The organism is Roseomonas sp. KE0001 (genome assembly GCF_016107285.1).
GTDB lineage: Bacteria > Pseudomonadota > Alphaproteobacteria > Acetobacterales > Acetobacteraceae > Pseudoroseomonas.
The window spans coordinates 297,511-321,684 of sequence record NZ_RCVQ01000004.1; the positions used below are offsets into that span (position 1 = coordinate 297,511).

Genomic DNA, 24,174 nt, shown 5'->3' on the forward strand with positions numbered 1-24,174 from the left:
TCTCCTCAGCTCCGGCGCAGCGCGCCGCGGATATCGTCCAGCAGGGTGTCCATGGCGCGCTGGAAGTCGGGGCCGCTGGCATAGCCATCGGTTTCCCGGATGCGCTCCATGAAGCGGGTCCAGGATGGCGCCTTCATGCCCTCGCGGAAGCGGTCGTGGTGGTAGGCGACCATGGCGTCGGTGAGGCCGGCGGGGCCGACCCAGCCCTTCTGGTTGTCCGCCTGCACGTCCCAGCCCAGCTCGCGCAGTGTCGGCACCTGCGGCCAGGCGGGCGAGCGCTCGGCCGAGGCGAGGGCGATCGGCACGATGTCGCCCGAGGCGGCCAGGCCTCCCAACTCGTCCGAGGCCTGCACGCCGAGGTCGATCTCGCCGGCCAGCAGCGCCTGGGCCACCGGCCCGCCGCCCGTGTAGGGCACATGCAGGAACTCGACATCGGCGCGCCGCTCCAGCAGCAGGAAGAGCGAGTGGGAGAGGGTGCCGGCCCCCGCCGAGCCATGGGTGATGCGCCCCGGCTCCGTCTTCGCCGCCGCCATCACCTGCCGCATGTCGGAGAACCGCCCGCCCTTGCCGCGCACGCAGATGAAATGCCCGTTGCGGGTCAGGCGGATGATGGCGCGGAAGGCGGTCTTGGGGTCGTAGGGCACCTCGCGATGGGCGGGGATGGAAGTGCTTTCGCTGCCGCCGGCCAGCAGCAGGGTGTGGCCGTCCGGCGCGGTGCGAGCCACCGCCTCCGCGGCCAGCGCCCCGCCGGCGCCCGGGCGGTTCACCACCACCAGGGGCTGCGGATAGAGCGGCGCACAGGCCTCGGCGATGGTGCGGGCGATGATGTCGCTGCCGCCCCCCGGCGCGAAGCCGGCGATCAGCTCGATGCGGCGGCTGGGCTGCCAGCCGCCCTGGGCGCCCGCCTGCGCCGCCACGCCGTGGGCGCGGAGCAGCGCCGGCGCCGCGAGCAGGCCGGCCGTGAGGGCGCGGCGCGTCATCCTGGACATTGTCGAAGGTCTCCCGGTCTTGCGTGATGCATGGCCGTCTTTTCGCGCGGTCCACGTCCACCCGCGCCGCGCCCGCCGGAGCGGCATCGGGTCGTTCCCTGTCCGGCCGGGGGCGTCGCCCCCTCAGCCCAGCAGGTAGTCGGCGCCGCAGCGGTCGCAGATGCCGCGCACCAGCGCCCGCAGCGTTTCCGGCACCGGAATCCCGGCGGCCAGGCGCTCGGCCCGCGAGGCCGCCTCCGGGTCGCCGGGGATCAGCACCGGGCGATCCGGCCGGGCCGGCGGGGTGGCGCGCAGGGTCTCCAGCAGCGTGCCGAGATCCTCCTCGAAGGCCTCGGCCGGGCGGAAGGCGGCGGGGTCGATGGCGAGGAAGAAATGTCCGATGTTATCCGGCTCCCCGGTCTTCCGCGTGCGGTCGCGCAGCACGGACAGGGCGCCGCCGGTCAGCGTTCCGGCCAGGATCTGCACCATCAGCGCCAGGCCATAGCCCTTGTGGCCGCCGCCGCTCTCGTCGCCGCCGAGCGGGGTCAGCCCGCCCTCGGCCCGGCGGAACAGATAGGCCATGCCCTCGGCGGCGTCGGTCACCGGGCGGCCCTCGCCATCGATCACCCAGCCCTCGGGCATCGGCTTGCCGTTCAGGTCGTAGACCTTGACCTTGTTGCCGGCGACGGTGCTGCTCGACATGTCCAGCACGAAGGCGGGCTCGCGGCCGGCGGGGGCGGCGAGGGCCAGGGGGTTGGTGCCCAGCATCGGAACGCCGCCGCGCGTCGGCACCACCAGCACGCTGCGCGCCGAGGTCATCACCAGACCGATGACGCCGCGCCGCGCCGCCAGCCGGGCATAGTATCCGGCAGCGCCGAAATGGTGCGAGTTGAACACGCCGACGGCACCGACACCGCCGCCGAGGGCCAGTTCCACGGCGAGCTCCATGCCCAGGGCGGCGACCGGATGGCCGAGCCCGGCGGCGCCGTCCACCAGCGCGGTGGCGGCGTTGCGGCGCACCACGCGGGGCCGCGCGGCGAGGTCGAGCTGCCCTTCGTCGCGCAGGGTCTCGTACATCATCAGCATGGACAGGCCATGCGAATCGATGCCCATCAGGTCGGTCTCGACCATGGCCTCGGCGGTGGTGGCGGCGAGGTCCGCCGCCATGCCCCAGGCGGTCAGCACCGCCAGGATCTGCCGGTGAACCTGATCGGCGGGAATCTGCGAGACGGGAACGGCCATGGCCCGCGCCTCAGTCGCCGGCCCGGCGGGGCGGGGGGACGATGCTGCAGCCATGGATCATGCGAAACTCCTCCGGTGGATAGGCTTCCTAGACGTCAGGGCAAGCTTCGCACGGAGTGTTCACTGTCGGCAATCCGGGGCGCGCCGGAAGAACGGGTGAGAGGGCCGCGTGAACAGGGTCAGGGCGGCGCCAGATCCTCCGGCCGCAGGAAGCGCGCCAGCCGCACGGCGGTATGGCCGCGCATGGTGCGGGGGCTCGGCATGACCAGCAGGCAGTCGTCATGCGGCGTGCGGATCTCGGCTTCGCCATCCAGGGCGAGCAGGGTGTTGCGCGCGCGGATCACCGTGCCGCCACGGAAGGGCCTCACGAAGCTGAAGCCGTGCGTGCCGGCGATGACGGTGCGGGTCACCTCCGCCACGCTGGGGGCCGGGCGCGGGACCGGCGCGGCCGGCGGCGGCGCCTCGATCAGCCCGGTCTCGCGCAGCAGGGCGGTGGCGCAGGCCTCGAGCGTGGCCAGCGTCTCCGGCTCCCAGTGCTGGCCGCCCTCGACCAGGATGGCGCGGCGGTGGCCCTCCGGCGCGGTGAAGGTCGCGTGGTCGATCAGGCGCCGGCCGGTGCCATGCCCCTGGTCGGCCACCACCAGCGGCGGCACGCCGAGCCGCGCGCCGAGATCACGCGCCCGGGCCATGGCGCCGGTGATGATCAGCGGGTCGGACGGCCAGAGCATGCTGTGCAGGTCGAGCAGTACGTCCACCGTGGCGATCAGCGGCCGCAGCGCGCGCGCGCGGCGCAGCTCCAGGCTGTCGCGCGGGCCGTCCAGCACGCGGTCGCACCAGACCCGGTTCAGGTCCTCGTCGACGAAGCGGCTGAGCGTCGGATCGGCCGGATTGAAGCGCGCGAAGGCGGCGAGATTGGCGAAGATGAAGGTCAGCCGGCCGCGTCGCGGGCGCAGCCCCTGAGAGAGCCAGCGGGCCAGCAACAGGGCGCCGGCGAACTCATTGCCATGCACCAGGCAGGAGAGCGCCACATGCGGGCCGGGCCGGCCGGAGTCGAAGCTCCACACGCCCGGCAGCAGGTTGCCGGCTTGCCATGGGCGCAGGTCGGGCACCGGCAGGAGGACGGGGAAATGCGGCAGGAAGCCATGGCCCGCCATGCCGTTCACCGCTTCGCGGCCTCATTGGACATGCCTGCCTTCTCCAGCCCCATCGCACTGCACTACAGACGGAGTGTATAGACGGGCGCGGGATGGGCAACCGGGGGGCTCAGCCCTTGCGGGCCTCGGCCACCAGCCGCTGCAGCGTCGGCAGATCGACGGCGCCGGGGACCAGCGTCCCACCGATCACCAGCGCCGGCGTGCCCTCGATGGAAAGGACGCGGGCCAGGCGCAGATGCTCCTGGAGCCGCCGCTCGATGGCCGGGTCCTCCATGTCGCGCCGCAGCCGGGCCCAGTCCAGGCCCAGCTTCTTCGCCTCCGCCTGCAGCGCCGCCTCGGTCGGCTCGCCGCGCAGCTTCATCAGCGCGGCCTGCAACTCGACATACCTGTCCTGCCGCTGCGCCGCGAGCAGGGCGCGGCTGGCCAGCACGCTGGCCGGGCCCAGGATCGGCAGGTCCTTCATGACGATGCGCACGCCCGGATCGGCCCGCAGCAGCGCCTCCAGCGTCGGGTGCAGGGCCTTGCAGTAGCCGCAGCGGGCATCGAAGAACTCGACGAGGGTCACATCGCCGCGCGGATTGCCCTTCACCGGATCGGCGGGATCGCGGAACAGCGCCCCGGCCTCGGCGCGGATCGCCCCGGCGCGGCCCTCGCTGGCCTGCTGCCGCGCCGCCTCCTCCAGCGCGGCGAAGGCATCGCGCAGGATGCTCGGGTCCTGCCGCAGCGCCTCGCGCATCACCTGGACCACCTCGCGCCGCTGCTCCGGCGTCAGCGCCTGCGCCGCCGCGGGCGAGGCGGGGAGGCCGGGCGCGGCCGCCAGGGAGATGGCGGCGAGCAGCAGCGGGACGGCGAGGCGCCGGGGGCGGCGGGCGGAGGGGGGCGGAATGCGCGACATGGCGCCAGCCTAGCGCGCCGGCGGGCGGCTGCCTGCCCCCCCTCTCGCGCGGCGGCGGTCAGGATCGCGGCATCGGCCGGCGCGCGGAGGCGGTTGCCGCCCTCGCCGAAGGCGTCTATGGCCGGGCGACAACCCGGCCTGGCCGGGCGTGGCCCGTACTGGATTTTCGTACTGGATTTTCGTACCGGACCCTCGTGCCGGACCCATCCGGCCCACGCCGTGGCGCGGGCCCCGACAGCACCGGAGTGAAACAGGCCAGCATGAAGAGCAGCGCGCGCAACCGGTCGAGCCGTCCTTCCACCGGCCCGGCGGGGATCCCGGCCTTCCGGAGCGGCCTTCTCGGCCTCGGCCTGCTGGCCCTGTCCGGCTGTGGCCTGGGGGAGACGGTGGGCGGCCTCGTCGGCACCGCCGGCCCGGCCGAGGGCGAGGCCGGTCACGTGCGCGGCTTCCTCGGCGCGGCGGTGGCGGATGAGCCGCGCGCCGCCCTGGTCGCGCGGGATGTGCTCTCGGCCGGCGGCACCGCGGCGGATGCGGCGGTGGCGGCCGGCTTCGCCATGGCGGTGACGCTCCCCTCGCGCAGCGGACTCGGTGCCGGCGGCGCCTGCCTGGTCTATGACCGGGGCCGCAACCAGACCGAGGCGGTGCTGTTCCCCGCCGTTCGGCCGGCGCAGGCCCGGGGCGACCGCCCGGCGGCGGTGCCGATGCTGGCGCGCGGCCTCTTCGCCCTGCACACCCGAAATCCCCGGCGCCCCTTCGAGGAACTGATGGCTCCGGCCGAGCAGCTCGCCCGCTTCGGCGCCACCACCTCGCGCGCCCTGGCGCAGGACCTGGCGGCGGTGGCGGGCCCGCTCTCGGCCGATCCCGGCGCGCGGGCGATCTTCGCCGGGCCCGGCGGCCAGCCGCTGCGCGAGGGCGAGCGGCTGGTGCAGCCGGACCTGGGCAGCACGCTCGCGGCGCTGCGCACGGCCGGGGTGGGCGATCTCTATCAGGGTGCCCTGGCGCGCCGGCTGGAGCAGGTCTCGCCGCGCATCGGCGGTGGGCTCACCCTGGAGGACACGCGGCCGGCGATCCCGACCATGGGCGTGCCGCTGCAGATGACCGTCGGCAACGACGTCCTCTCCTTCCTGCCGGTCCCGGCCGATGGCGGCCTGGCGGGAGCCGCCGCCTTCCGCGCCCTGCAGGGCGGCGCCGGCGTCGATGCCGCCGCGCAGCAGGGCCTCGCCACCGCCATGGCCTGGCGCCAGCGGGGCGGCGATCCGGCGGCGCTGCTGGCGGGCGCGCCCGGCGCGGCCTTCGGCGCGCCGCAGTTGCCGGCCTCCTCCAGCCTGGTGACGCTGGACCGCGAGGGCAATGCGGTCTCCTGCGCCTTCAGCCTGAACAACCTCTTCGGCACCGGTCGCGTCCTGCCGCAGATGGGCTTCCTGCTCGCGGCGGCGCCGGATGTCGGGCGGGTGGAGCCGCCGCTGCTCGCCGCCGCGCTGGCGCACAACACCAGCCTGCGGGCCTTCCGCTATGCCGGCGCGGCCTCGGGCCAGGCGGCGGCGCCCATCGCCCTCGCCCTGCCGGCGGCGCGCCACCTGCTGAACGGCACGCCCCTGGCCGATGCCGTGGCCAGCGTGCCGGAGCCGGGGCGGGCCAATGCCATCGCCTGCGGCCGCTACCTGCCCGGCAGCGCGGCGCAGTGCGCGGCGGCCACCGATCCGCGCGGCGCGGGGCTGGCGGTGATGGGCACGCCATGAGGGCGATCGTCGCGGTGGGGCCATGCTGAAGACCGGACGTGGCGCGGAGGCGCCGCCCTTCCTGGTGATGGATGTCATCACCGCCGCCAATGCGCGCGCCGCCGCCCTGCCGCCGGGCGCGCCCGGCGTGCTGCGGATGGAGGTGGGCCAGCCTTCCACCGGCGCGCCGCGCGGCGCCGCCGAGGCGGCGATCCGCGCGCTGCGGGCCGGCGCGCCCATGGGCTACACGGAGGCCTTCGGCCTGCGCTCCCTGCGCGAGCGCATCGCGCGGCACTATGCCGACAAGTACGGGGCGGTGGTGCCGGCCGGGCGCATCGCCGTCACCGTCGGCGCCTCCGGCGCCTTTCCGCTGGCCTTTCTCGCTGCCTTCGATCCCGGCGACCGCGTCGCCATGGCGGCGCCGTTCTACCCGCCCTACGCCAATATCCTGACCGCGCTCGGCATGGTGCCGCAGCTGCTGCCCTGCGACGCCACCACGCGGTTCCAGCCCACCCTCGCCATGCTGGAGGCGCTCGATCCACGCCCGGAGGGGCTGATCCTCGCCTCGCCCTGCAATCCCGCCGGCACCATGCTGTCGCCGGAGGCGCTGGCGGCGATCGCCCGCTGGTGCCACGCGAATGGCGTGCGCCTGGTCTCGGACGAGATCTATCACGGGCTCTCCTATGGCATGAAGGAGGCCACCGCCGCCGCCGTCAGCGAGAGCGCGGTGGTGGTGAACTCCTTCAGCAAGTACTTCTCGATGACCGGCTGGCGCATCGGCTGGCTGGTGCTGCCGGAGGATCTGCTGCGGCCCGTCGAGTGCCTGGCGCAGAACCTGTTCATCAGCGCGCCCCATGTCGCGCAGATCGCCGCCGAGGCCGCCTTCGACTGCGCCGAGGAGCTGGAGGCCAACAAGGCGGTCTATCGCCGCAACCGGGATGTCCTGCTGGCCGGCCTGCCCGGGGCGGGGCTGGACCGGCTGGCCGAGGCCGACGGCGCCTTCTATCTCTGGGCCGATATCGGCCATCTCAGCAATGACAGCGTGGCCTTCGCCGCGCGCATGCTGGCCGAGGCGGGAATCGCCGCGACGCCGGGCGTGGACTTCGACCGTGAGCGCGGCCACCGCTTCCTGCGCCTGTCCTATTGCGGGGCGGAGCCGGCGATGGCCGAGGCCCCGGAGCGGCTGCGGCGCTGGCTGCGCGGCTGAGGGCCGGCGCAACCGCCGCACGCGCCGGCTGTTGCAGCATCATGCATCGCCATGGAGACGGGCCGATGACCATGAGCCGCAGCGACCGCCGCCTGCCGGGCTTCCTGACCCGGCGACCCTTCCTGGGTGCCACGCGCGACCGGACGACGGGCAATGCCGTGCTGGCCCTCGCCCTGGCGCCCCGTCGCGCGCCGGCGCCATCCGCGCCGCCGCCGCGCCGGCCACGGGGCCGTGAAGCCTAGGCGGCGCGCCCGGCGGCAGCGTCGGATCAGGGGCGGGGGAGGAAGAAGCTCTGGAGCCGCTGCAGGAGGTCCTGCAGGTTGAAGGGCGGCGGAGGCTCTTCCGTCTGCTCGGCGGGCACCCGGGCCCGGAAGGCGGCGATCGCCGCCGCCGTGCCCGCGAGCGATAGCTCATGCGGGGTGCCCTCCGCCGTGGCCCGGCCCAGGCCCAGCACCCGCACCAGCACGCGGTCCGCCGCCGCCAGCTCCTGCGCCGCGCGGGCGGCGTCCTCGGGACGCGGGGCGCAGACCACCGAGCGTCCCTCCAGCCCGCAAGGCATCTCGAAGAACGGGTTCGGGGGGAAGCGCATCTGCACCGTGCCGGTCAGCGCCAGGAGCCCGCGCATGGCGTTGTCCAGCGCTAGGTCCCGCGCGGTCACCACCGGCACCATCCGCCCGCGGCGGGGGGCGACCTCGAGCGCCAGCGGGCCCTGTCCCTCCCGCGCCGGTTCCACGGGGCGGTCGAGCGTCAGGCGGCACTGCGCGCGGTCGGTCATCGGATCGGTGCTGCAGGTCAGCAGCCAGGGGCCGAACTGCTCCACCGCCGGCACCGGACCGGGGGTGGCGGGCGGCGGGGCCGGCGCCGCCCCGGCGAGGCCGAGGAGGGCGGGCAGCAGGAGGGCGTGGCGGCGCATGGCGTCGAAGATAGGATGTCCGAAAGGAGCTTACCATGAACACCATCGACATGCCGGACGGAACCGCGGTGCCGCGGCTTGGCCAGGGCACCTGGAAGCTGGGCGAGCGCGGCGCCGACCGGGCGGCCGAGGCGCGGACGCTGCGGCTCGGGCTCGACCTCGGGCTGACGCTGATCGACACCGCCGAGATGTATGCCGATGGCGGGGCGGAGGAGGTGGTGGCGGAGGCGATCGCCGGGCGGCGACAGGAGGTGTTCCTGGTCAGCAAGGCCTATCCGCAGAACGCCTCCCGCCGGCGGCTGCCCCAGGCCTGCGAGCAGAGCCTGCGGCGGCTGCGGACCGATGCGCTCGATCTCTACCTGCTGCACTGGCGCGGCAGCGTGCCGCTGGCCGAGACGGTCGAGGCGATGGAGGCGCTGGTGGCGCAGGGCAAGATCCGCCGCTGGGGCGTCTCCAACCTCGATGTGGCCGACCTTGAGGAGCTGGGTCCCGGCCTCGCCAACTGCGCCACCGATCAGGTGCTGTACAATCTCGGCGCACGGGGCGTGGAGTTCGATCTGTTGCCCTATGCCGCGCGGCTGAAGATGCCGGTCATGGCCTATTCGCCCGTCGGCCAGGGCGGCGCCCTGCTGCGGCATCCGGTGCTGGGTCGGGTGGCGGCTCGGCAGGGTCTGACCCCGGCCCAGGTGGCGCTGGCCTGGTCGCTCCGCGATGGCGGCGTCATCAGCATTCCGAAGGCCGCCGGGGAGGCGCATCTGCGGGAGAACGCCGAGGTCTGGAAGGTGGTGCTGACGCCTGAGGACTTGGCGGAGCTGGACGGTGCCTTCCCGCCGCCGAAGCGCAAGCAACCTTTGGAAATGCTGTAAGCTTCATGAAGATTTACCCGGAAAGGTAAGGAGGCGGGTGGAAAGGTGTCATGGCTCGCCGTATGGTTGCGGAGATGCAGGAATCCCTTTCCGATCCTCTCCGGCCGGGCGAGCGTCATCTCTTCCGCATCTCGGTGCTGGGGGAGGGGCCGGAGACCCTCGACTATCTCGACGGCGACGACATCCTCCTGCATCTGAGCCTCCGTCCGGCGACCGCGCGGCTCGTTGTCAATGACCGGATCGACGGAGGCTGGGGCACCGAGACCGGGCTGACGCTGCCCGCCGGAGCGCTGAACGGGCTGGAGGTGGCGCTGACGATCGGCGCCACCGTGGAGGTCGAGGCGGCCGGCTGCCGGCTGCGGCACGGCCCGCTGCGCGGTGATCTTTGCGAGGCGCGGCGGTTGCGCGGCACGGCGGGCTTCAGCCGGCTCCGCCCGCCGCGGGTGACGGGCGGCCCCTGGCTGCGCCTCGACGCCTGTCATGCGCCGGGCGGCATCCGGGGCCGGGTGGGCGGGTTCGGCGAGGCGTCCGCCACCCTGCATCTGCGGGTGGCGGAGGAAGAGGTGGCGCGGCTGGCCCTTCCCCCCGGACCTGGGCCCCGCCGCTTCGCCGTCCCGGCGCCGGAGGGGCTGGCCGGCGGCGCAGCGTTGCGCTTCCTCTGCCGCGGCACGGAGGGGGACGAGGTGGCGCTGGGCGAGGCGCGCTTCGCCCGCCGGCTGCGCGGCGCATTGGAGCATTGCGGCCGGCGCGGCGCGCGGGGCTGGGCGGCGCCGCTCGATGCCCCGGGCGGGCCGCCCCTGTGGCTGGAGGTGCTGGTGGACGGCCGCCCGCTCGGCCAGGCCCGCGCCGACCGGCCCCGCCCCGATCTCGCCGCCGCCGACCCCGATCTCGCACGGCGGGGTTTCCTCTTCCACTTCCCGGAGCCGCTGGACATCCCTCCGGGCGAGGACCGCGCCGTGACGGTCCGCGTCGCGGGGACGGGGATCGAGCTGCGGAACTCGCCCTGGCGGCTGGGCCGGGCCAGCGCCTCGCCCCTCGAGCCGCTGCGGGAGGAAGGGTGACGCGCCACCGCCAGGAGCTGCGCATCCTGCCGCCGGCCGTCCTCGGCGAGCGCGGCATCGACCTGATGGCGGGGGAGGCCATCCTGCTGCACCTGAAGCCGCGCCCCTCCGCCGGCTGGCTGGTCGTCAACACGCCGGACGCGGCGGGGGGATGGGGCCCGGAGTTCCGTCTGCCCCTGCCGCCGGACGCGGCGGCGGCGGCTCTCACGGTGGTGCTGGAGGGGGAGGGGGAGACGCTCGACATCCGCCTCGGCGAGGCCGCGCCGGCCCGCTTTCCGCGCCCGCTTCGCCTCGGCGACGGCTCCGGCTGGCGGCTGCCGCCCGGGGTGCAGGAACGGCTTCCGGCCGAATCGCCCGGCGCGCCGGCGGCGCGGATCGACTTCGCCGACCGCCATCATCTCCGCTGCCGGCTGCAGGACCTGCCGCCGGGCCGCTCGCTCTCGTTGCGCGCCGACGGTCTGCCCTGCGCCGCCCTGCCCGCCGGCGACGCGCCCGCCGAGGGCGCCGCGACGCTGCGCTACGCCGCGGGCAGCCTGGTGCTGGAGGGCATGCGTCTCGAGCTGTTGCTGGAGGGGGAGGAGCCGCCGCGCTGCCTGGCGCGGGCTCGCGTCGCCTCACGCTACTGCGGCGCCATCGAGATGGCGGATGAGGCCGGCCTGTACGGATGGGCGCTCAACCCCGCCCTGCCCGAGGAGCCCGTGGTGGTCGATGTCTATCTCGACGGCCGCTTCCAGGGCGCGGCCCGCGCCGACCGGCCGCGGCCCGACCTGGCGCGGCTGGGCCCGGGCTTCGGCCGGAGCGGCTTCCTGTTCCGCCTGCCGCGCCGCGTCTTCCCGCGCGAGGGCGTGCCGCTTCGCCTCGAGGCCCGCATCCAGGACACCCGCTTCGCGCTCCGTCATTCCCCCTGGTGGCTGTCCCGCCCGGTTCCGGTCACGGCGGCGGCGCTGGGCGGAGAGCCGGCGGAATGAGGATCTGCATCGCCACGCCCGACATCATCGGGCCGGTGCGCAACGGCGGCGTCGGCACCGCCTGCACCGCCCTGGCGCAGGCGCTGGCGGCGGCGGGCCATGCCGTGACGCTGTTCTACACCTCGACCTACTTCGAGCAGGGCGACCGCGAGCGATGGCGCGCGGATTACGCGCGGATGGGCATCCGGCTGCTCTATCTCGATCCCGCGCCGCGCCCGCCGCTGCACCGCGCGCCGACCGTGCAGGACGAGGACAACCTGGCCCGCGCCTATCACGTCTACGAGGCGCTGAAGCACAGCGACTACGACGTCATTCATTTCGTGGACTACATCGGGCTCGGCTACTTCACCGCCCTGGCGCGGGCCCAGGGCCTCTGCCTGCCGCGTACCCGGCTGGTGGTGACGGCGCATTCGCCGACGCTGTGGTCGCGCCTGTCCAACAACAGCGTGCTGGACGATATCTCCCCCCTGCTGCGCGACCGCATGGAGCGCGGGCTGATCGCGCTCTGCGACATGGTGATAAGCCCGAGCGCGTACATGCTGCGCTGGCTGCGCGACCAGGGCTTCGCCCTGCCCGAGCGCCAGCGCGTCCTGCCCAACCTGATGCCGCGCCGCCTGGGCGCGCCGGAGCCGGGCATCCTGGCGGAGCCGGTGGAAGCGGGCGCCGCGCCGCTGCGCGAGATCGTCTTCTTCGGCCGGCTCGAGCCCCGCAAGGGGCTGCTAGTCTTCTTCGACGCCCTGGACCGCCTGCGGGGCCGGCTGCCCGCCGGCGCGAGCGTCACGCTGCTCGGCAAGCTGGGGCCGGACTATCCCCGTGCCGTGCTGGAGCGGCGGGCGGCGCGCTGGGGCCTGCCCTTCCAGATCTTGGACGGGCTCGACACCTTCGCGGCGCTGGATCATCTGCGGCAGCCGGGGCGGCTCGCGGTGCTGGCCGCGCTGTCCGACAATTCGCCCTACACGGTGCTGGAATGCCTGCACCACCGCATTCCCTTCATCGCCTCCGACGTCGGGGGCGTCGCCGAACTCCTGGCGCCGCAGAGCCAGGCCGAGGTGCTGTTCGATCCGGTGCCTGCGGCGCTGGCCGAGCGCCTCGTCACCGTCCTCGGGGCGGCCCCCGGCGCCTTCGTCCCGGCCCTGCCGCGCCCGGGGCTGGAGCAGGCCGAGCAGCGGATGCTGGCGCTGCATGAGGAGCTGGCGGCGGAACTGGCGGCGGAGGCGGCGCGCCTGCCACCGCCGCCGCCGCGCCAGCCCCTGGTCAGCGTCGTGATCCTTCACCATGAGCGCCCGGCCGAGCTGGAACAGGCGCTGGTGGCCCTGGCGCGGCAAAGCCACCCGCGGCTCGAACTGCTGGTGGTGGACAATGGCAGCCGCGACCCGGTCGCGCTGGCCTGCCTCGTGGCCCTGGAAGCCGAGGGGCGCGCGCGGGTGCTGCGCCTGCCGGAGAACCTCTATGAGCCGGAGGCCCGCAATATCGGCGCCCGGGCGGCGCGGGGCGAGTACCTGCTGTTCATGGATGACGACAACCTGCCGAAGCCGCGGGAGGTCGAGCTGTTCTGCCGCGCCGCCCAGGCCGGCGGCGCCGACGTGCTGACCTGCTTCGCCGATCACTTCCAGGGAGCGGCGCCACCGGAGGAGGACAGTGGCGCTGCGAAGCGCTTCCTGGCGCTCGGCGATGCGGGGCCCGTGGGGCTGATCTTCAACGCCTATGGCGATCTCAACTGCTTCGTCCGGCGCGACCGTTTCCTGGCGATCGGCGGCTTCGTGCAGGACCGGCGATTCAACCATGCGGAGGACTGGCGGTTCTTCGCGCATGCCTGGGCGCAGGGCCTGCGCATCCAGGTCGTGCCGGAGGCGCTGTTCTGGTACCGCGCGCCGCCGCCGGGGCAGGAGGGATGGCGTCGGCGCGACCGGCCCGGCGCGTTGATGCGGGCCGCCGAGGCCTATCTCGCCGTGGCGCCGGCGAGCCTACGTCCCTTCCTGCATCTCGCCCAGGGCTTGTTCTGGAAGGCGCTGAGCGAAGCCGCCGAGACGCGGCGGCGGGGGGCGGAGCTGGAGCGGCTGCGCCAGGAGAACGCGACGCTGCGCGCAAAAGAGGAAAGGCTAAGCCTGGAAAACGAAAATCTTCGAAAAAATTATACGGCGCTCTCCGGCATCCTGCCTGCCCTGCTGCGGGATGGCGCCGGCGACGCGGAGGCGCGCGAGAGGATTTTGCGACACGTCCGCCTTATCGGCGACAAGTGCCGCGATTCCGATGCGGGCGGGACATCCTCGTGATGCTGGCGCGTCATCGCGGATAACTGTTCTTCCCGCTTCGATGGTGTTGTAGTAAAGAAGGAAGAAGATGCGCGTGATGGTCGAATGGCCTCCGCGAGAAATGCCGCACCGGTTCCAGACCGCTGCTGCCACAGCCCGCGATCCTCCAGGCAAGGAGGACGGTCATGGAGGCAATGTCATGACGTGGTTGTTGATGTCCACCGGGGCTTTTGTGGTTGCGTTTCACCAATGACGGGCGGCCTATGGCGCCGGTGGCACTTCTGAAAGGCGAGCTGAGGACACAATGAAGATAGCGATGATTGGGGCCGGCTATGTCGGTCTCGTCTCTGGCGCCTGTTTCGCCGAATTCGGCGTCGATGTCTGCATTGTGGACACGGAGGCCCGCAAGATCGAGGCCCTGCGGCAGGGCCGGATCCCGATCTACGAGCCCGGGCTCGATCGCCTGGTGGAGGAGAATGCCCGCGACGGCCGGCTGAGCTTCACCACCGATCTCAAGGAAGCCATGCACGGCGCCGATGCCGTCTTCCTCGCCGTCGGTACCCCGACGCGGCGCGGCGACGGCCATGCCGATCTGACCTACGTCTTCTCCGCCGCCGAGCAGGTGGCGCTGGCGGCCGAGGGGCCGCTGGTGCTGGTGACGAAGTCCACCGTGCCGGTCGGGACCGGGCGCCGGGTGAAGGAGATCGTGCGCGCGGCGCGCCCCGATCTCGAGATCGAAGTGGCGTCGAACCCTGAGTTCCTGCGTGAAGGCAATGCCATCGGTGACTTCATGCGGCCCGATCGCGTCGTGGTCGGTGTCGATTCCGAGCGGGCGCTGGCGGTGCTGAAGCGACTCTACCGCCCGTTGTACCTGATCGAGACGCCGGTCGTCGCCACCTCGATCGAGACGGCCGAGTTGATCAAGTACGCGGCCAATGCCTTCCTCGCCGTGAAGATCACCTTCATCAACCAGATGGCCGATCTTTGCGAGAAGGCCGGCGCCAATGTGCATGACGTAGCGCGCGGCATGGGGCTCGATGGCCGGATCGGCCGCAAGTTCCTGCATGCCGGCCCCGGCTACGGTGGTTCCTGCTTCCCGAAGGACACCCTGGCCCTGGCGCGGACCGCGCAGGAGCTTGGCGCGCCGGTCACGATCGTGGAGCAGACCATCGCCGCCAACGATGCGCGCAAGGAGCAGATGGCGCAGCGGGTCATCGCGGCCTGCGGCGGCTCGGTGAAGGGCAAGACGATCGGCGTGCTGGGCGTCACCTTCAAGCCCGAGACCGACGACATGCGCGACGCGCCCTCGCTGGTGATTCTTCCGGCGCTGCTCGATGCCGGGGCGACCGTGAAGGTCTATGACCCGCAGCCCGCGCATGCGCGGGAGATGCTGCCGGCCGCGCTCCAGTTCACCGAAACTGCGATGGACGCCGTGCAGGGGGCGGATGCGCTGGTCGTCATCACCGAGTGGAACGAGTTCCGGGCTCTCTCCCCCGAGAAGCTCAGGAAGGCCATGGCGGGAGATGTCATCTGCGATCTTCGGAATGTCTGGGAACCGGCCGCCATGCGCGAGGCTGGGTTCAACTATTCCTCGATCGGCCGGCCCTGACGTTCCTGTATCGTCCAGGAGACGGAAAAGGGCGCCATGCGGCGCCCTTTTTCATGCGTGCAGCCCAGGGATCATGCGAACCATAAGTTGCGCGTTGCACAAAAGATATCTTGCTGTGGTGGTATGGGCGCCGGTATTAGTTACTCGAAGGTGAGACCGCCTAGGCCTTTCCGGCTCGCCGCTCCGGCGGATGCTCTACGGCGGACCTGTCTGCCATCAGGGGAAGACCAGGCTGGACATGATGCTCCACTCGACAGGCGAGACCGCCGACCTGGCCGCCGACGACTTCCTTCCCGCCGGGCGCTGGGATTTCGTCATCACCCCCGATGCGGCGCGCCGGCAGGCCCGTATCGACCTCCTGCACGGCGACGACATCCTGCTGCACATCAAGGTGCTGCCGGAGCGCGAGCGCATGGTGCTGAACGACCGCATCGGCGGCAAGTGGGGCAGCGAGATCCATATTCCGGCCCCTCCCTCGGTCACGGCCGCGGACATGCACGTGCGTCTGAGGCAGGAGCAGAACGAACTGAGAGTGGAACTGATCGGTGGAGGAAGCGCGATTTCCCCTCGCCGGATCCAGGAGATGCTACAAGCGCGTCTCACCTTCACGTCCGGCGTTCGGTTAATTCATGATCCGGCCGGACTGGATCCCAGCGTGGTTGTCGGAAGGATTGTTCGCGCCGATCTCATGCATATCGTCGGAACGCTACGGTTTCCGGACCTGCGCTGGTGCGGCCCCGAGGGCCGGAATGAAGCCAGGCTTGTGGCCCTGATCGACGGGAGGATAGCAGGACGGGCCGCCCTTCCTGATGTCACCGCCGATCACCTCATGCCGTCACTGGAGTTTCTGCTTCACATCGATGACGGCGCCTTCGCCTGTGACGGCATGCAGGCTGATCTCGCGCTGGAAGTGGGTGGACTGCGTTCTCTCTTGGCGTCGGCCACTCTCAAGACGCGCTTCGCCGGCGGCGTGGAGCGTTGCAACGAGAGCATGGTCAGCGGCTTCGTCTGCAACCCCGCTCTTCCGAGCCGCCCGGCACTGGTCGATGTCTTCATCAACGATGTCTTCCAGGCGACGGTTCCGGCACTGGAGCCGCGGCCGGATCTCGAAGTGCTCGGCCTCTCCCCGGACTACGGGGGCTTCCGCTTCCGCTACGCCAATCCGATCCATCTGCCGGTGAGCGCTGATGCGCTGGTCTCCGTCCGTGTCCACAACACGGATATCGAGCTGGCCCATAGTCCCTGGAGGGTCAGCCAGGCGGTGTGCATGACACGCAACCTGGCCGGACCCTGTCCCGAAGTGGCCCACGAGCAAGGGGCGGTGTGAGAGAATGAAGATCTGCGTTGCCTCGCCGGACATCGTCGGGCCGATCAAGAACGGTGGCGTCGGAACCGCCTGCACGGCGCTGGCCCAGGGGCTGGCGGCGGCCGGTCACGAGGTCACGCTCTTCTACACCTCGACCTACTTCGAGATGCACGATCTCGAATACTGGCAGCGGATGTACCGGCGCTCGAATGTCGAGCTGATCGGCTTCCGCCCGGCCTCGAACCCACCCCTGCACCGCTCGACCACCGTCTATGACGAGGACAATCTCGCGCGCAGCTACCGCGTCTATGAGCAGCTCCGCGACACCGATTTCGACCTGATCCACTTCGTGGACTATATCGGCCTGGGCTACTACACGGCCCTGGCGAAGTCGCAGGGACTCTGTCTGCACAACACCCGCATCGCCGTCACCACCCATTCGCCCACGCTGTGGTCGCGCCTGACCAACTCCGCCCCGGTGGATGACATCTCGTACATGGTGCGGGACCGCATGGAGCGGCGCCTGATCGAGCTGTCCGACATGGTCATCAGCCCCAGCCACTACATGCTGCGCTGGCTGCGGGAGAATGGCTTCAAGCTTCCCTCCCGGCAGATCATGCTGCCCAATCTCATGCCCAGCCGCATGCAGGGGGCGCCGCCGGACGTGCCGAGCGCGCACAGGGGGCCTGTGAAGGAGCTGGTGTTCTTCGGCCGCATCGAGCCGCGCAAGGGCCTGCTGATTTTCTGCGACGCCATCGACCGTATCAACAGGCTGCTGCCGGAGGATGTGAAGATCACCTTCCTAGGCAAGCTTGGGAAGGAATATCCGCAGGACGTGCTTGATGCCCGCACGGCCCGGTGGAAGCGCGAGGTCCAGGTCGTCTCGGGGCTGGATACCTTCCAGGCCGTGGATTACCTGCATGGCGAGGGGCGCATCGCGGTTCTCGCCGCGCTGCATGACAATTCGCCCTATACGGTGATGGAGTGCATCTATCACAGCATCCCCTTCATCTCGACGGATGTCGGCGGTGTCGCCGAGCTGATCGCTCCGGAAAGCCGCGACGCGGTCCTCTATCCACCGACGCCGGCCGGCATGGCCGAGCATATCCTGCGGACCATGGCGGCGGAGGACTTCGGTCCCGCCCGTTCCAATGTGGATTTCCCGGCCAATCTGGAGGCCATTCTCCGGCTGCATCGCGAGCTGGAGGCCGAAGTGGCCCTGGAGCGCGCCAGGCCGCGGCGCCAGGCACGGCGCCCTCTCGTCACGGTCAATATCCTGCACTTCGAGCGGCCGGGCGGTCTGGCCCAGGCGCTGGAGGCGCTGGAGCGGCAGAGCTACGACAATCTCGAGATCCTCGTCGTCGACAATGGCAGCCGGTCCGAGGAGGCCGTGGCCTATCTCGACGCGTTGGAGGCACAGGGACGCGACGACCTGCGTGTCCTCCGCATGGGGGAGAACGTCTATGAGCCCGCGGCCCGCAACGCCGGCGCCTATGCCGCGCGCGGCGAGTACGTCCTGTTCATGGACGACGACAACGTGCCCAAGCCGAACGAGGTCGAGGTGTTCTGCACGGCGGCCGAGAATGGCGGCGCCGATATCCTGACCTGCTTCAATGACCACTTCGTCACGGACGCTCCGCCGGAGAAGGACGAGGACGCGGTCAAGCGCTACATCGTCATGGGCGATTTCGGGCCGCTCGGCCTGATCTACAACAGCTATGGCGATCTCAACTGCTTCGCGCGGCGCGACCGTTTCCTGGAGATCGGCGGCTTCATTGTCGATGGCTGCTTCAACCACGCGGAGGACTGGCGCTTCTTCGCCAAGGCCTGGGCCAAGGGGCTGAAGGTCGACGTGGTGCCGGAAGCCCTGCTCTGGTACCGCACGACGCTGGCAAGCTGGGGCACCGGATGGCGCAAGCGCGACCGGGCCGGCGCGATGATGCGGGCGGCGAATGCCTATCTCGAGTCCGCCCCGGCTGAGGTGAAACCCTTCGTCCTGTTGTCGCAGGGACTGTTCTGGAAGGCCTCCTCCGCCGATTCCGCGCGGCGCAACCTGAGCCGGGAGGCCGGCGCGTTGCGCCGGCAGGTCGAGAAGCTCGAAGAGGAGAAGAAGGTGCTGGAGTTCGAGAAGCAGTTGCTCATGCAGGCCTATCGCTCCGTCTCCCACTTCGCGCTCAGCACGTTGGAGGGGCAGGCCGATCACCTGCCGGAAGTTCAGCGTGGCGTGGTCCATCTTCGGAACATCATGCGGAAGTATCAGTAGGATCGATGATCCAATCGGCTGATCAGATCAGGGAAGGCGCATGACCAGCATTGAGACGATCGAGGCTCGTACGGAGTCGTCCCCCTTGCGAACGATTGAGTTCGACAAGGTGAGCGATTTCAAGTTGCGGCCGGGGACATTCATCTACCACATCAAGGGGGAGGGGCTGCCGATCTATCTCTTCGGCAAATTCACCCAGGTTGGTTCGCCCCTGATGGTCTTCGGGCAGGGAATGGTGGCCCGGGATCAGGTTCAGTTGCCGCGCTTCCAGCGCATGAACTGGGCTCCTGCCTTTCCGGAGAACATGCTGATCATCAATGATCCCACGCTCTTTCTGGCAGACGATGTCACATTGGGTTGGTTGCTGGGAACGCATGAGAACTACATCATGCCCAAGATCGCCGAGGTCGTGCGCCGGGCCAGGGATCAGCTCGATATCGCAGACAGCAACATTCTCTTCTACGGTACCTCGGCAGGCGGCTTTGGCTCCTTGATGCTTTCCACCCAGTTCGAGAATTCCGCGGTCTTCGTCAACAATCCACAGACCAACGTGCTCAAGTTCAGAAGGGGCGGCGTGGCCAGGCTGCTCCAGGTCGCCTTTCACGGGCTGAATCGCGAGGAAGCCGCGAAGCGGTATGGAGCAAGGCTCTCGTATGTTGAGGCTCTGAGACAGGGCGCCAAGTTGCCGCGGCTGTACTATCTCCAGAATTTTCTGGATGAAGATCATTACGAAGATCAACTTCTCCCCTTGATGGCGGAAGCAAAGTTCTCCGCGAAGGGAAAATCCGGCACGCATCTGGAGAGACAGTTTATTGTCGATCTCTACATAGACGAGAAGACGCTACACAATCCGTTGGGTTTGACCAGGATGCAGGCTTGCATGGATATTGTCAGAGAATGGATCCGCATCGAGCGCGATTAAGTGCATCGATAGCATCAAGGAGACAGTACTATGGGCGCTTTTCCTGCAGTGATCGGGACTACATCCAAATATCGATCCTTGGGGACCGATAACGTCGGAAATGTACTGCACGCCGTGGCGGGACGCAGGTTGCTGCAACGCTACACGGAATTCCCGACATCTCGCGAATGGACCGATGACGAACTCGAGCGGGTGGAAAGCCATTCGCACATCGTGATCATTATGGCCAATGCCGTGCGATTGGGAGCGAAGGAAAGCGCCCTCGAGCCGCATCACGAGATCATGCGCCGAAACATCGAGCGAACCACGCGCCCCGTGGTCGTCTTCGGGCTGGGAGCGCAGGCGGCTGCAATGCAGGATGCACAGTACTCCGCGCCTCCCGGCACCCTGCGTTTGCTGAAGGTCGTCAGCGAGCGCTCGCGTCGTATCGCGGTGCGTGGCGAGTTCACCGCGGATGCCTTGCGGCGTCTCGGAATCAATAATCCGGAAGTCATCGGATGCCAGAGTTGCTTCCTGAGCCGGGAAGGAGAGTTTCCCTTCCCCATCACGGATGCCGTCGATGCGACAGGGACCATCTCGTTCAACTACACATCATCTCGTGTCGAGAAGCGCCTGATCCAGTTCGCGGTTTCGCAGGGCTACGACATGATTGGCCAGCTGGAGCGCTTCGAGGCGCATGCCCGCGAAGGCCTCGATTTCGAGCTGACGAGCGGCATGCAGAGCCTGCTGATGTTCCTGGGCATGACGGCCGATCAGTATCGTGCCTATTGCCGGGAGCACTTTCACGTCTTCAACGAACTCGATCCCTGGCTTGCGCATATGAAGAGGTACAGCTTCAGCATGGGAAGTCGCTTCCACGGGAACATGATGGCTCTGCAGGCTGGCATCCCCGCTCTCTGGCTCGTCCACGATGAGCGGACGCGCGAGCTCTGCGACTTCCTGAAGCTTCCGCATGTCGAGTTGCATAAGGCCCTCGAGTGGAATCGGCTGGAGGATTTCATCGAGGTGGCGGACTACGGGCCATTCCTGAAGGCCTATCCGGAGAGGTATCGGCGTCTGAAGGCGTATGTCGAGGATGCCGGCCTTCCCCATACGTTGAATTGAGGGCAGCTTTGGCCGCCGCGGTGACGACGGTGCGAGCTATGGTGCGGACCGCCACCCTTGCGCTTTGCCTGTGCGTGATGCTCTCGGCGTCGCTTCTCGCCCAGGGTCGGCCTGTCACAGGTGTCAATGTCACCGGAGTGGCCTGGATGAAGTCCGAGGAGCAGGCCCAGCTCCTCGAGCAACTGTCATCCGCGGGCGTGGCGTCGGTACGGATGACCTTGCATGAGCCTTTTAGTGCGGTCATCGATGCCATGCGGCTGGCGCAGCTGTCTCGCTTGGATGTGGTGCTCGACATTTCGCTGAATATCCGCTCCTACTTCGCGACTGATACGCGCCGTCGCCATCAAGGAAAGGTCGATCGTTCCTATCCTCTTTCCACACTGGACGTGGCGTTGTTCGAGAAGGCCTTCGGGCCCTTCTGGCAGGAACTTGAACGACGCGGCATTCATGTGCAGGCGCTTCAGGTCGGGAATGAGATCAACTGGAGTTTCAATGGAGACCTTCGCTCCGGCATGCATGGCGAGGGGCAAGTCTACGACAGCTTAAGGGATCTCCCCAACGCTGCAGCATTCGAGCGAGGTCTCGACAACTACGTCGCGGTTGTCCGCTTTGTGCACGCGGCCCGGGACGCCTCCTCCGTGAACAGGAGCGCCACGATCCTCTCCGCGGGCCTGGCGCGGATCAGGCCCGATTTCGCCAGGAAGACGGGTGCGGATGCCCTGGATGCAGGGCTTACCTATCGACTGCTGGAGCAGCGTGGGCTTTCCCGCCATATCGATGCGGCCGCCATCCATTATTACCCTGCCGTTTCAGCCACACCGGAAGATCGACGCCGTCATCTGCAGGCGGCGCTTGCGGAGTGCGGAATTCCGAATGCGAGGCAGGCCTGCTGGATCACGGAATGGGGGATCAGCAATTCATCCCAAGCTTGCCCTTCCGATGATAACGCCCGCGCCCGGCTGGTGCGCGAAACGCGCGCGGCTTTGCGGGAAGCGGCGGATCACGGTGAACTGGCCGCATCCTACTATTTCGAATGGAGCGGGCGATCCGCCCGCAGCATCTGGCGCTGCGGCGGCCTGACCGAGGCCGGCCGTCTCGCCATCGCCCCGTTGGGGGCACGTCCATGATCGTCTCCGACCACTCCTGCCCTTCACTGAAGCACCGGAACCCTGACGCCATGCGCAAGCGCAAGTCCCAATCCCGTTCAGGCGGCGGCCTGCGCCGGCAGGACGCCGCGCCGCCCACGCCGCCTTCCTTCGCCGACTTGCAGCAGCGGGCGGCGGCGGAGATGGCGGCCGGGCGGCCCGACCAGGCCGAGGTGCTGCTGCGCGCCGCGCTGGATCAGGCGCCGGAGGATGCCGCCTGTATGCGCCGCCTGTCGCAATGCGCCGCCGCGCGCCGCGACTGGGCGGCGGCGCGGGACTGGGCGGCGCGCGCCGTGGCGCTGAACGCGCGCGATCCCTGGTCGCATCATCAGTGCGGCACGGTGGCCTTCCAGGCCGGCGATCTGGAGGCGGCGGAGACGGCGGCGCAGCGGATGCTGGAGATCGTGCCCGGGCATCCGGCGGCGCTGCGCCGGCGGATTGACATCGCCCTGCGGCGCGGCGCGCTGCCGGAGGCGATGGCGCAGGCGCGCGCGGCGGCGGCGTTGCATCCGGAGGAGCCTGGCGTGCTGCACCAGCTTGGCACGGTGCATCTGGCGCTGGGCGAGGTGGCCGAGGCCGAGGCGCTGGCGCGGCGCTGCCTCGAACTGCGCCCCGATTCGCTGCCCGCCCTGCGCCGCCTCAGCGATCTCGCCAACCGGCGGGGCGAGCGGGACCGGGCGCTGGCCCTGGCGCGCGAGGCGGTGGAGCGGCATCCGCTCGAGGCCGGCCCCTTGCATCACCTGGGCGCGCTGCACTTCCAGGCACGGGACTACGACGCCGCCGAGGCGGTGGCACGCCGCATCCTGGAGATCGTCCCGGGACAGGCCGGGGCTTTCCGGCGGCTTTCCGACATCGCCCTGCGGCGCGGTGACCACGCGGCGGCGCTGGACTGGGCGCAACGCGCCGCGGCGGCCATGCCCTCCGATCCCGGCGCGCGGTATCAGCTCGGGACCGTGCATCTGGCGGTCGCTGCGCTGGAGCCCGCCATGGTGGCGGCGCGCCAGACCCTGGATCTGGAACCGGGGCACACGCCCTCGCTTCGCCGCCTGGCGCAGATCTCCGCCCGGCTGGGGCAGATGGACACGGCCTTCGACTGGGCGGGCCGCGCCCTGGAGGCGGACGGGCGCGATCTCTGGTCGCATCATCAGCTGGGCTCGCTGCACATGAGCGCCGGGGACCTCGACGCGGCCGAGGACGCCGCCCGGCGGATGCTGGAGCTGGAGCCCGAGAATCTGGCGGCGCTGCGACGGCTCTCCGACATCGCCCTGCGGCGCAAGGAGCATGCCGAGGCGCTGGACTGGGCGCTGCGCGGCGTGGCCGGCCACCCCAATGAGCCAGGCGCGCGGTTGCAGGTCAGCACGGTGCGCCTGGCGATGGGCGATCTCGCGCTGGCGGAAGCCCTGGCGCGCGAGGCGCTGGACCTGACCCCCGGCCATGCCGCGGCGTGGCGCCGGCTGAGCGAGATCGCGACGCGGCGGGGCGATGCGGCGGCGGCGCTGGAGCGGGCGCGGGACGCGGTGGCCGCCGACCCGGCCGACGCCTGGTCGATGTCCCTGCTGGGCCAGTTGCACTTCCAGGCCGGCGACCTGGACGCGGCCGAGGCCTGCGCCCGGGCGGTGCTGAGGCTCGCACCCGGGCATGCCACGGCGCTGCGGCGGCTCGCCGACATCGCCCTGCGGCGCGAGGATGTCCCCCTGGCGATCCAGTGGGCGGAGCAGGCGGTGGCAGCCGCCCCGGCCGATGGCTGGGCCAATCGCCAGCTGATCGACCTGCTTCTGCGGCAGGACGACCTCGCCGGCGCGGAAGCGGCGCTGCGGAAGGCCGAGGCCACCGTGCCCAATCCTGCGCCGCTGCGGCGGGCGGCCGAGGAGATCGGCCGCCGGAAGGAGCTGGCGCATGCGTGAGGAGGTGGGGACGAAGGATGCCGGCGCGGCGCTGGCGGTCCGGTTCGGCTCGGCCGACCGTTTCCAGGTGAGCGGCGAGATCGCCGCCCCGGCCCTGCCCGGCGCCCGGTCGCTGGTGCTGCTGGCCGGGGAGACGGTGGTCGGCCGCCTGGCCGCGCCCGTCACGCCCGGGGGGGAGGCGCCTGCGCCGTTCCGCATCCCGGTGGAGGAGGCCGCGGCGGTGGAAGAGGGGGGCTCCCTGACCCTGGCGCTCGAAGGCGAGGGGGGGCGCCGTGTGCTGGGGACGGCGCCGGTTCGCAGCCGCGTGGCCGGCGCCCTGGATCGCTGCAACGAGGCGCTGGTGCGGGGCTGGGCCGCCAATCTGAACTGCCCCGATCAGCCGCTGGAGGTCGAGATCCTGCTCAATGGCCAGTCGCAGGGCTTCGTCGTGGCGAACCGGCGCCGCTCTGATCTGGAGCGGATGGACAAGGCGCTGGCCGCCACCGCCTTCCTCTTCAAGTTCGCCCGCCCGCTGGACCTGCCGCGGGGGGAGACGGCGGTGATCACCGCGCGCATCCGCGGCACCGGCATCGAACTCGGCAACAGCCCGTGGTGGATCGCCCGCGCCTACGAGTCCCTGCCGCTTCTCGCCGGGTAACGTTCCGCCCGGTCCAGGCCACTCCCGGCCCGGCCCGTCC

General features: G+C 70.6%; 20 protein-coding genes. 15 read left to right on the top strand and 5 right to left on the bottom strand.

Annotated elements, in window-relative coordinates; all coding sequences use genetic code 11:
• Positions 1-5: 5 nt before the first annotated feature.
• From D9598_RS10685 to D9598_RS10700, 4 genes are all read right to left on the bottom strand, one after another.
• Positions 6-989 carry a tripartite tricarboxylate transporter substrate binding protein gene (locus D9598_RS10685; RefSeq protein ID WP_198366471.1) on the bottom strand — a complete coding sequence of 328 codons (984 nt, stop codon included), beginning with the start codon at positions 987-989 and terminating at the stop codon, positions 6-8.
• 123 nt (positions 990-1,112) lie between these two features.
• Complete coding sequence (locus D9598_RS10690) at positions 1,113-2,210, bottom strand: Ldh family oxidoreductase (protein WP_198366472.1); 1,098 nt, start codon at positions 2,208-2,210, stop codon at positions 1,113-1,115.
• Positions 2,211-2,389: 179 nt separating this feature from the next.
• Positions 2,390-3,364, bottom strand: coding sequence for a succinylglutamate desuccinylase/aspartoacylase family protein (locus tag D9598_RS10695; protein WP_198366598.1), 975 nt, complete (start codon positions 3,362-3,364; stop codon positions 2,390-2,392).
• A 109-nt stretch (positions 3,365-3,473) separates the two neighbouring features.
• Positions 3,474-4,259: a DsbA family protein gene (locus D9598_RS10700; protein WP_198366473.1), complete on the bottom strand. Its 786-nt coding sequence runs from the start codon at positions 4,257-4,259 to the stop codon at positions 3,474-3,476.
• Between the two features lie 260 nt (positions 4,260-4,519).
• Between D9598_RS10700 and D9598_RS10705 the strand changes: the two genes are divergently transcribed.
• The 3 genes from D9598_RS10705 to D9598_RS10715 all read left to right on the top strand — a co-directional run bounded on the left by D9598_RS10705 (position 4,520) and on the right by D9598_RS10715 (position 7,426).
• Positions 4,520-5,998, top strand: coding sequence for a gamma-glutamyltransferase (locus D9598_RS10705; RefSeq protein WP_198366475.1), 1,479 nt, complete (start codon positions 4,520-4,522; stop codon positions 5,996-5,998).
• A 22-nt stretch (positions 5,999-6,020) separates the two neighbouring features.
• Positions 6,021-7,184, top strand: a complete 1,164-nt coding sequence (locus D9598_RS10710) for a pyridoxal phosphate-dependent aminotransferase (protein WP_198366476.1) — start codon at positions 6,021-6,023, stop codon at positions 7,182-7,184.
• A gap of 65 nt (positions 7,185-7,249) precedes the next feature.
• Complete coding sequence (locus tag D9598_RS10715; protein ID WP_198366477.1) at positions 7,250-7,426, top strand: hypothetical protein; 177 nt, start codon at positions 7,250-7,252, stop codon at positions 7,424-7,426.
• Positions 7,427-7,452: 26 nt separating this feature from the next.
• On the opposite strand, the gene D9598_RS10720 is transcribed toward D9598_RS10715, so the two are convergent.
• Positions 7,453-8,097: a hypothetical protein gene (locus D9598_RS10720; protein WP_198366478.1), complete on the bottom strand. Its 645-nt coding sequence runs from the start codon at positions 8,095-8,097 to the stop codon at positions 7,453-7,455.
• A gap of 35 nt (positions 8,098-8,132) precedes the next feature.
• On the opposite strand from D9598_RS10720, the gene D9598_RS10725 reads away from it, so the two are divergent.
• From D9598_RS10725 to D9598_RS10780, 12 genes are all read left to right on the top strand, one after another.
• Positions 8,133-8,963 (top strand): aldo/keto reductase, encoded by an 831-nt coding sequence (locus tag D9598_RS10725; protein WP_198366479.1) that lies wholly within the window; start codon positions 8,133-8,135, stop codon positions 8,961-8,963.
• 50 nt (positions 8,964-9,013) lie between these two features.
• Positions 9,014-10,024, top strand: a complete 1,011-nt coding sequence (locus tag D9598_RS10730) for a hypothetical protein (protein ID WP_198366480.1) — start codon at positions 9,014-9,016, stop codon at positions 10,022-10,024.
• Positions 10,021-10,992 (top strand): hypothetical protein, encoded by a 972-nt coding sequence (locus tag D9598_RS10735; protein WP_198366481.1) that lies wholly within the window; start codon positions 10,021-10,023, stop codon positions 10,990-10,992. Before D9598_RS10730 ends, D9598_RS10735 begins: the two co-directional genes overlap by 4 nt.
• Entirely contained in the window at positions 10,989-13,265 is a 2,277-nt protein-coding gene (locus D9598_RS10740) for a glycosyltransferase (protein ID WP_198366482.1), read from the top strand. Before D9598_RS10735 ends, D9598_RS10740 begins: the two co-directional genes overlap by 4 nt.
• A 283-nt stretch (positions 13,266-13,548) precedes the next feature.
• On the top strand, positions 13,549-14,853 hold the full coding sequence (locus tag D9598_RS10745) for a UDP-glucose/GDP-mannose dehydrogenase family protein (protein WP_198366483.1): 1,305 nt from the start codon (positions 13,549-13,551) through the stop codon (positions 14,851-14,853).
• 238 nt (positions 14,854-15,091) lie between these two features.
• Positions 15,092-16,180, top strand: coding sequence for a hypothetical protein (locus D9598_RS10750; RefSeq protein ID WP_198366484.1), 1,089 nt, complete (start codon positions 15,092-15,094; stop codon positions 16,178-16,180).
• Between the two features lie 4 nt (positions 16,181-16,184).
• The gene (locus D9598_RS10755; RefSeq protein WP_198366485.1) at positions 16,185-18,422 is read left to right on the top strand and encodes a glycosyltransferase; all 2,238 of its coding nucleotides are present in this window, start codon (positions 16,185-16,187) and stop codon (positions 18,420-18,422) included.
• A gap of 40 nt (positions 18,423-18,462) precedes the next feature.
• A complete protein-coding gene (locus D9598_RS10760; RefSeq protein ID WP_198366486.1) occupies positions 18,463-19,344 on the top strand; it encodes a hypothetical protein in 882 nt (293 codons plus the stop codon).
• A gap of 30 nt (positions 19,345-19,374) precedes the next feature.
• The gene (locus D9598_RS10765; RefSeq protein ID WP_255528716.1) at positions 19,375-20,448 is read left to right on the top strand and encodes a polysaccharide pyruvyl transferase family protein; all 1,074 of its coding nucleotides are present in this window, start codon (positions 19,375-19,377) and stop codon (positions 20,446-20,448) included.
• A gap of 146 nt (positions 20,449-20,594) precedes the next feature.
• The gene (locus D9598_RS10770) at positions 20,595-21,575 is read left to right on the top strand and encodes a hypothetical protein (RefSeq protein WP_198366489.1); all 981 of its coding nucleotides are present in this window, start codon (positions 20,595-20,597) and stop codon (positions 21,573-21,575) included.
• Positions 21,576-21,625: 50 nt separating this feature from the next.
• Positions 21,626-23,497, top strand: coding sequence for a tetratricopeptide repeat protein (locus D9598_RS10775; protein ID WP_198366490.1), 1,872 nt, complete (start codon positions 21,626-21,628; stop codon positions 23,495-23,497).
• Entirely contained in the window at positions 23,490-24,134 is a 645-nt protein-coding gene (locus D9598_RS10780) for a hypothetical protein (protein WP_198366491.1), read from the top strand. The genes D9598_RS10775 and D9598_RS10780 overlap by 8 nt, the downstream gene beginning before the upstream one ends.
• The last annotated feature ends 40 nt before the right edge of the window (positions 24,135-24,174 follow it).

Bases quoted from the DNA above. Each gene is read 5' to 3' on its own strand.
- D9598_RS10730 (WP_198366480.1), top strand. From the start codon at position 9,014: ATGGCTCGCCGTATGGTTGCGGAGATGCAGGAATCCCTTTCCGATCCT.
- D9598_RS10725 (WP_198366479.1), top strand. From the start codon at position 8,133: ATGAACACCATCGACATGCCGGACGGAACCGCGGTGCCGCGGCTTGGC.
- D9598_RS10745 (WP_198366483.1), top strand. From the start codon at position 13,549: ATGAAGATAGCGATGATTGGGGCCGGCTATGTCGGTCTCGTCTCTGGC.
- D9598_RS10755 (WP_198366485.1), top strand. From the start codon at position 16,185: ATGAAGATCTGCGTTGCCTCGCCGGACATCGTCGGGCCGATCAAGAAC.
- D9598_RS10775 (WP_198366490.1), top strand. From the start codon at position 21,626: ATGCGCAAGCGCAAGTCCCAATCCCGTTCAGGCGGCGGCCTGCGCCGG.
- D9598_RS10780 (WP_198366491.1), top strand. From the start codon at position 23,490: ATGCGTGAGGAGGTGGGGACGAAGGATGCCGGCGCGGCGCTGGCGGTC.
- D9598_RS10770 (WP_198366489.1), top strand. From the start codon at position 20,595: ATGAAGTCCGAGGAGCAGGCCCAGCTCCTCGAGCAACTGTCATCCGCG.
- D9598_RS10740 (WP_198366482.1), top strand. From the start codon at position 10,989: ATGAGGATCTGCATCGCCACGCCCGACATCATCGGGCCGGTGCGCAAC.
- D9598_RS10685 (WP_198366471.1), bottom strand. From the start codon at position 989: ATGTCCAGGATGACGCGCCGCGCCCTCACGGCCGGCCTGCTCGCGGCG.
- D9598_RS10720 (WP_198366478.1), bottom strand. From the start codon at position 8,097: ATGCGCCGCCACGCCCTCCTGCTGCCCGCCCTCCTCGGCCTCGCCGGG.
- D9598_RS10750 (WP_198366484.1), top strand. From the start codon at position 15,092: ATGATGCTCCACTCGACAGGCGAGACCGCCGACCTGGCCGCCGACGAC.
- D9598_RS10695 (WP_198366598.1), bottom strand. From the start codon at position 3,364: ATGGCGGGCCATGGCTTCCTGCCGCATTTCCCCGTCCTCCTGCCGGTG.
- D9598_RS10690 (WP_198366472.1), bottom strand. From the start codon at position 2,210: ATGGCCGTTCCCGTCTCGCAGATTCCCGCCGATCAGGTTCACCGGCAG.
- D9598_RS10710 (WP_198366476.1), top strand. From the start codon at position 6,021: ATGCTGAAGACCGGACGTGGCGCGGAGGCGCCGCCCTTCCTGGTGATG.
- D9598_RS10705 (WP_198366475.1), top strand. From the start codon at position 4,520: ATGAAGAGCAGCGCGCGCAACCGGTCGAGCCGTCCTTCCACCGGCCCG.
- D9598_RS10760 (WP_198366486.1), top strand. From the start codon at position 18,463: ATGACCAGCATTGAGACGATCGAGGCTCGTACGGAGTCGTCCCCCTTG.
- D9598_RS10715 (WP_198366477.1), top strand. From the start codon at position 7,250: ATGACCATGAGCCGCAGCGACCGCCGCCTGCCGGGCTTCCTGACCCGG.
- D9598_RS10765 (WP_255528716.1), top strand. From the start codon at position 19,375: ATGGGCGCTTTTCCTGCAGTGATCGGGACTACATCCAAATATCGATCC.
- D9598_RS10700 (WP_198366473.1), bottom strand. From the start codon at position 4,259: ATGTCGCGCATTCCGCCCCCCTCCGCCCGCCGCCCCCGGCGCCTCGCC.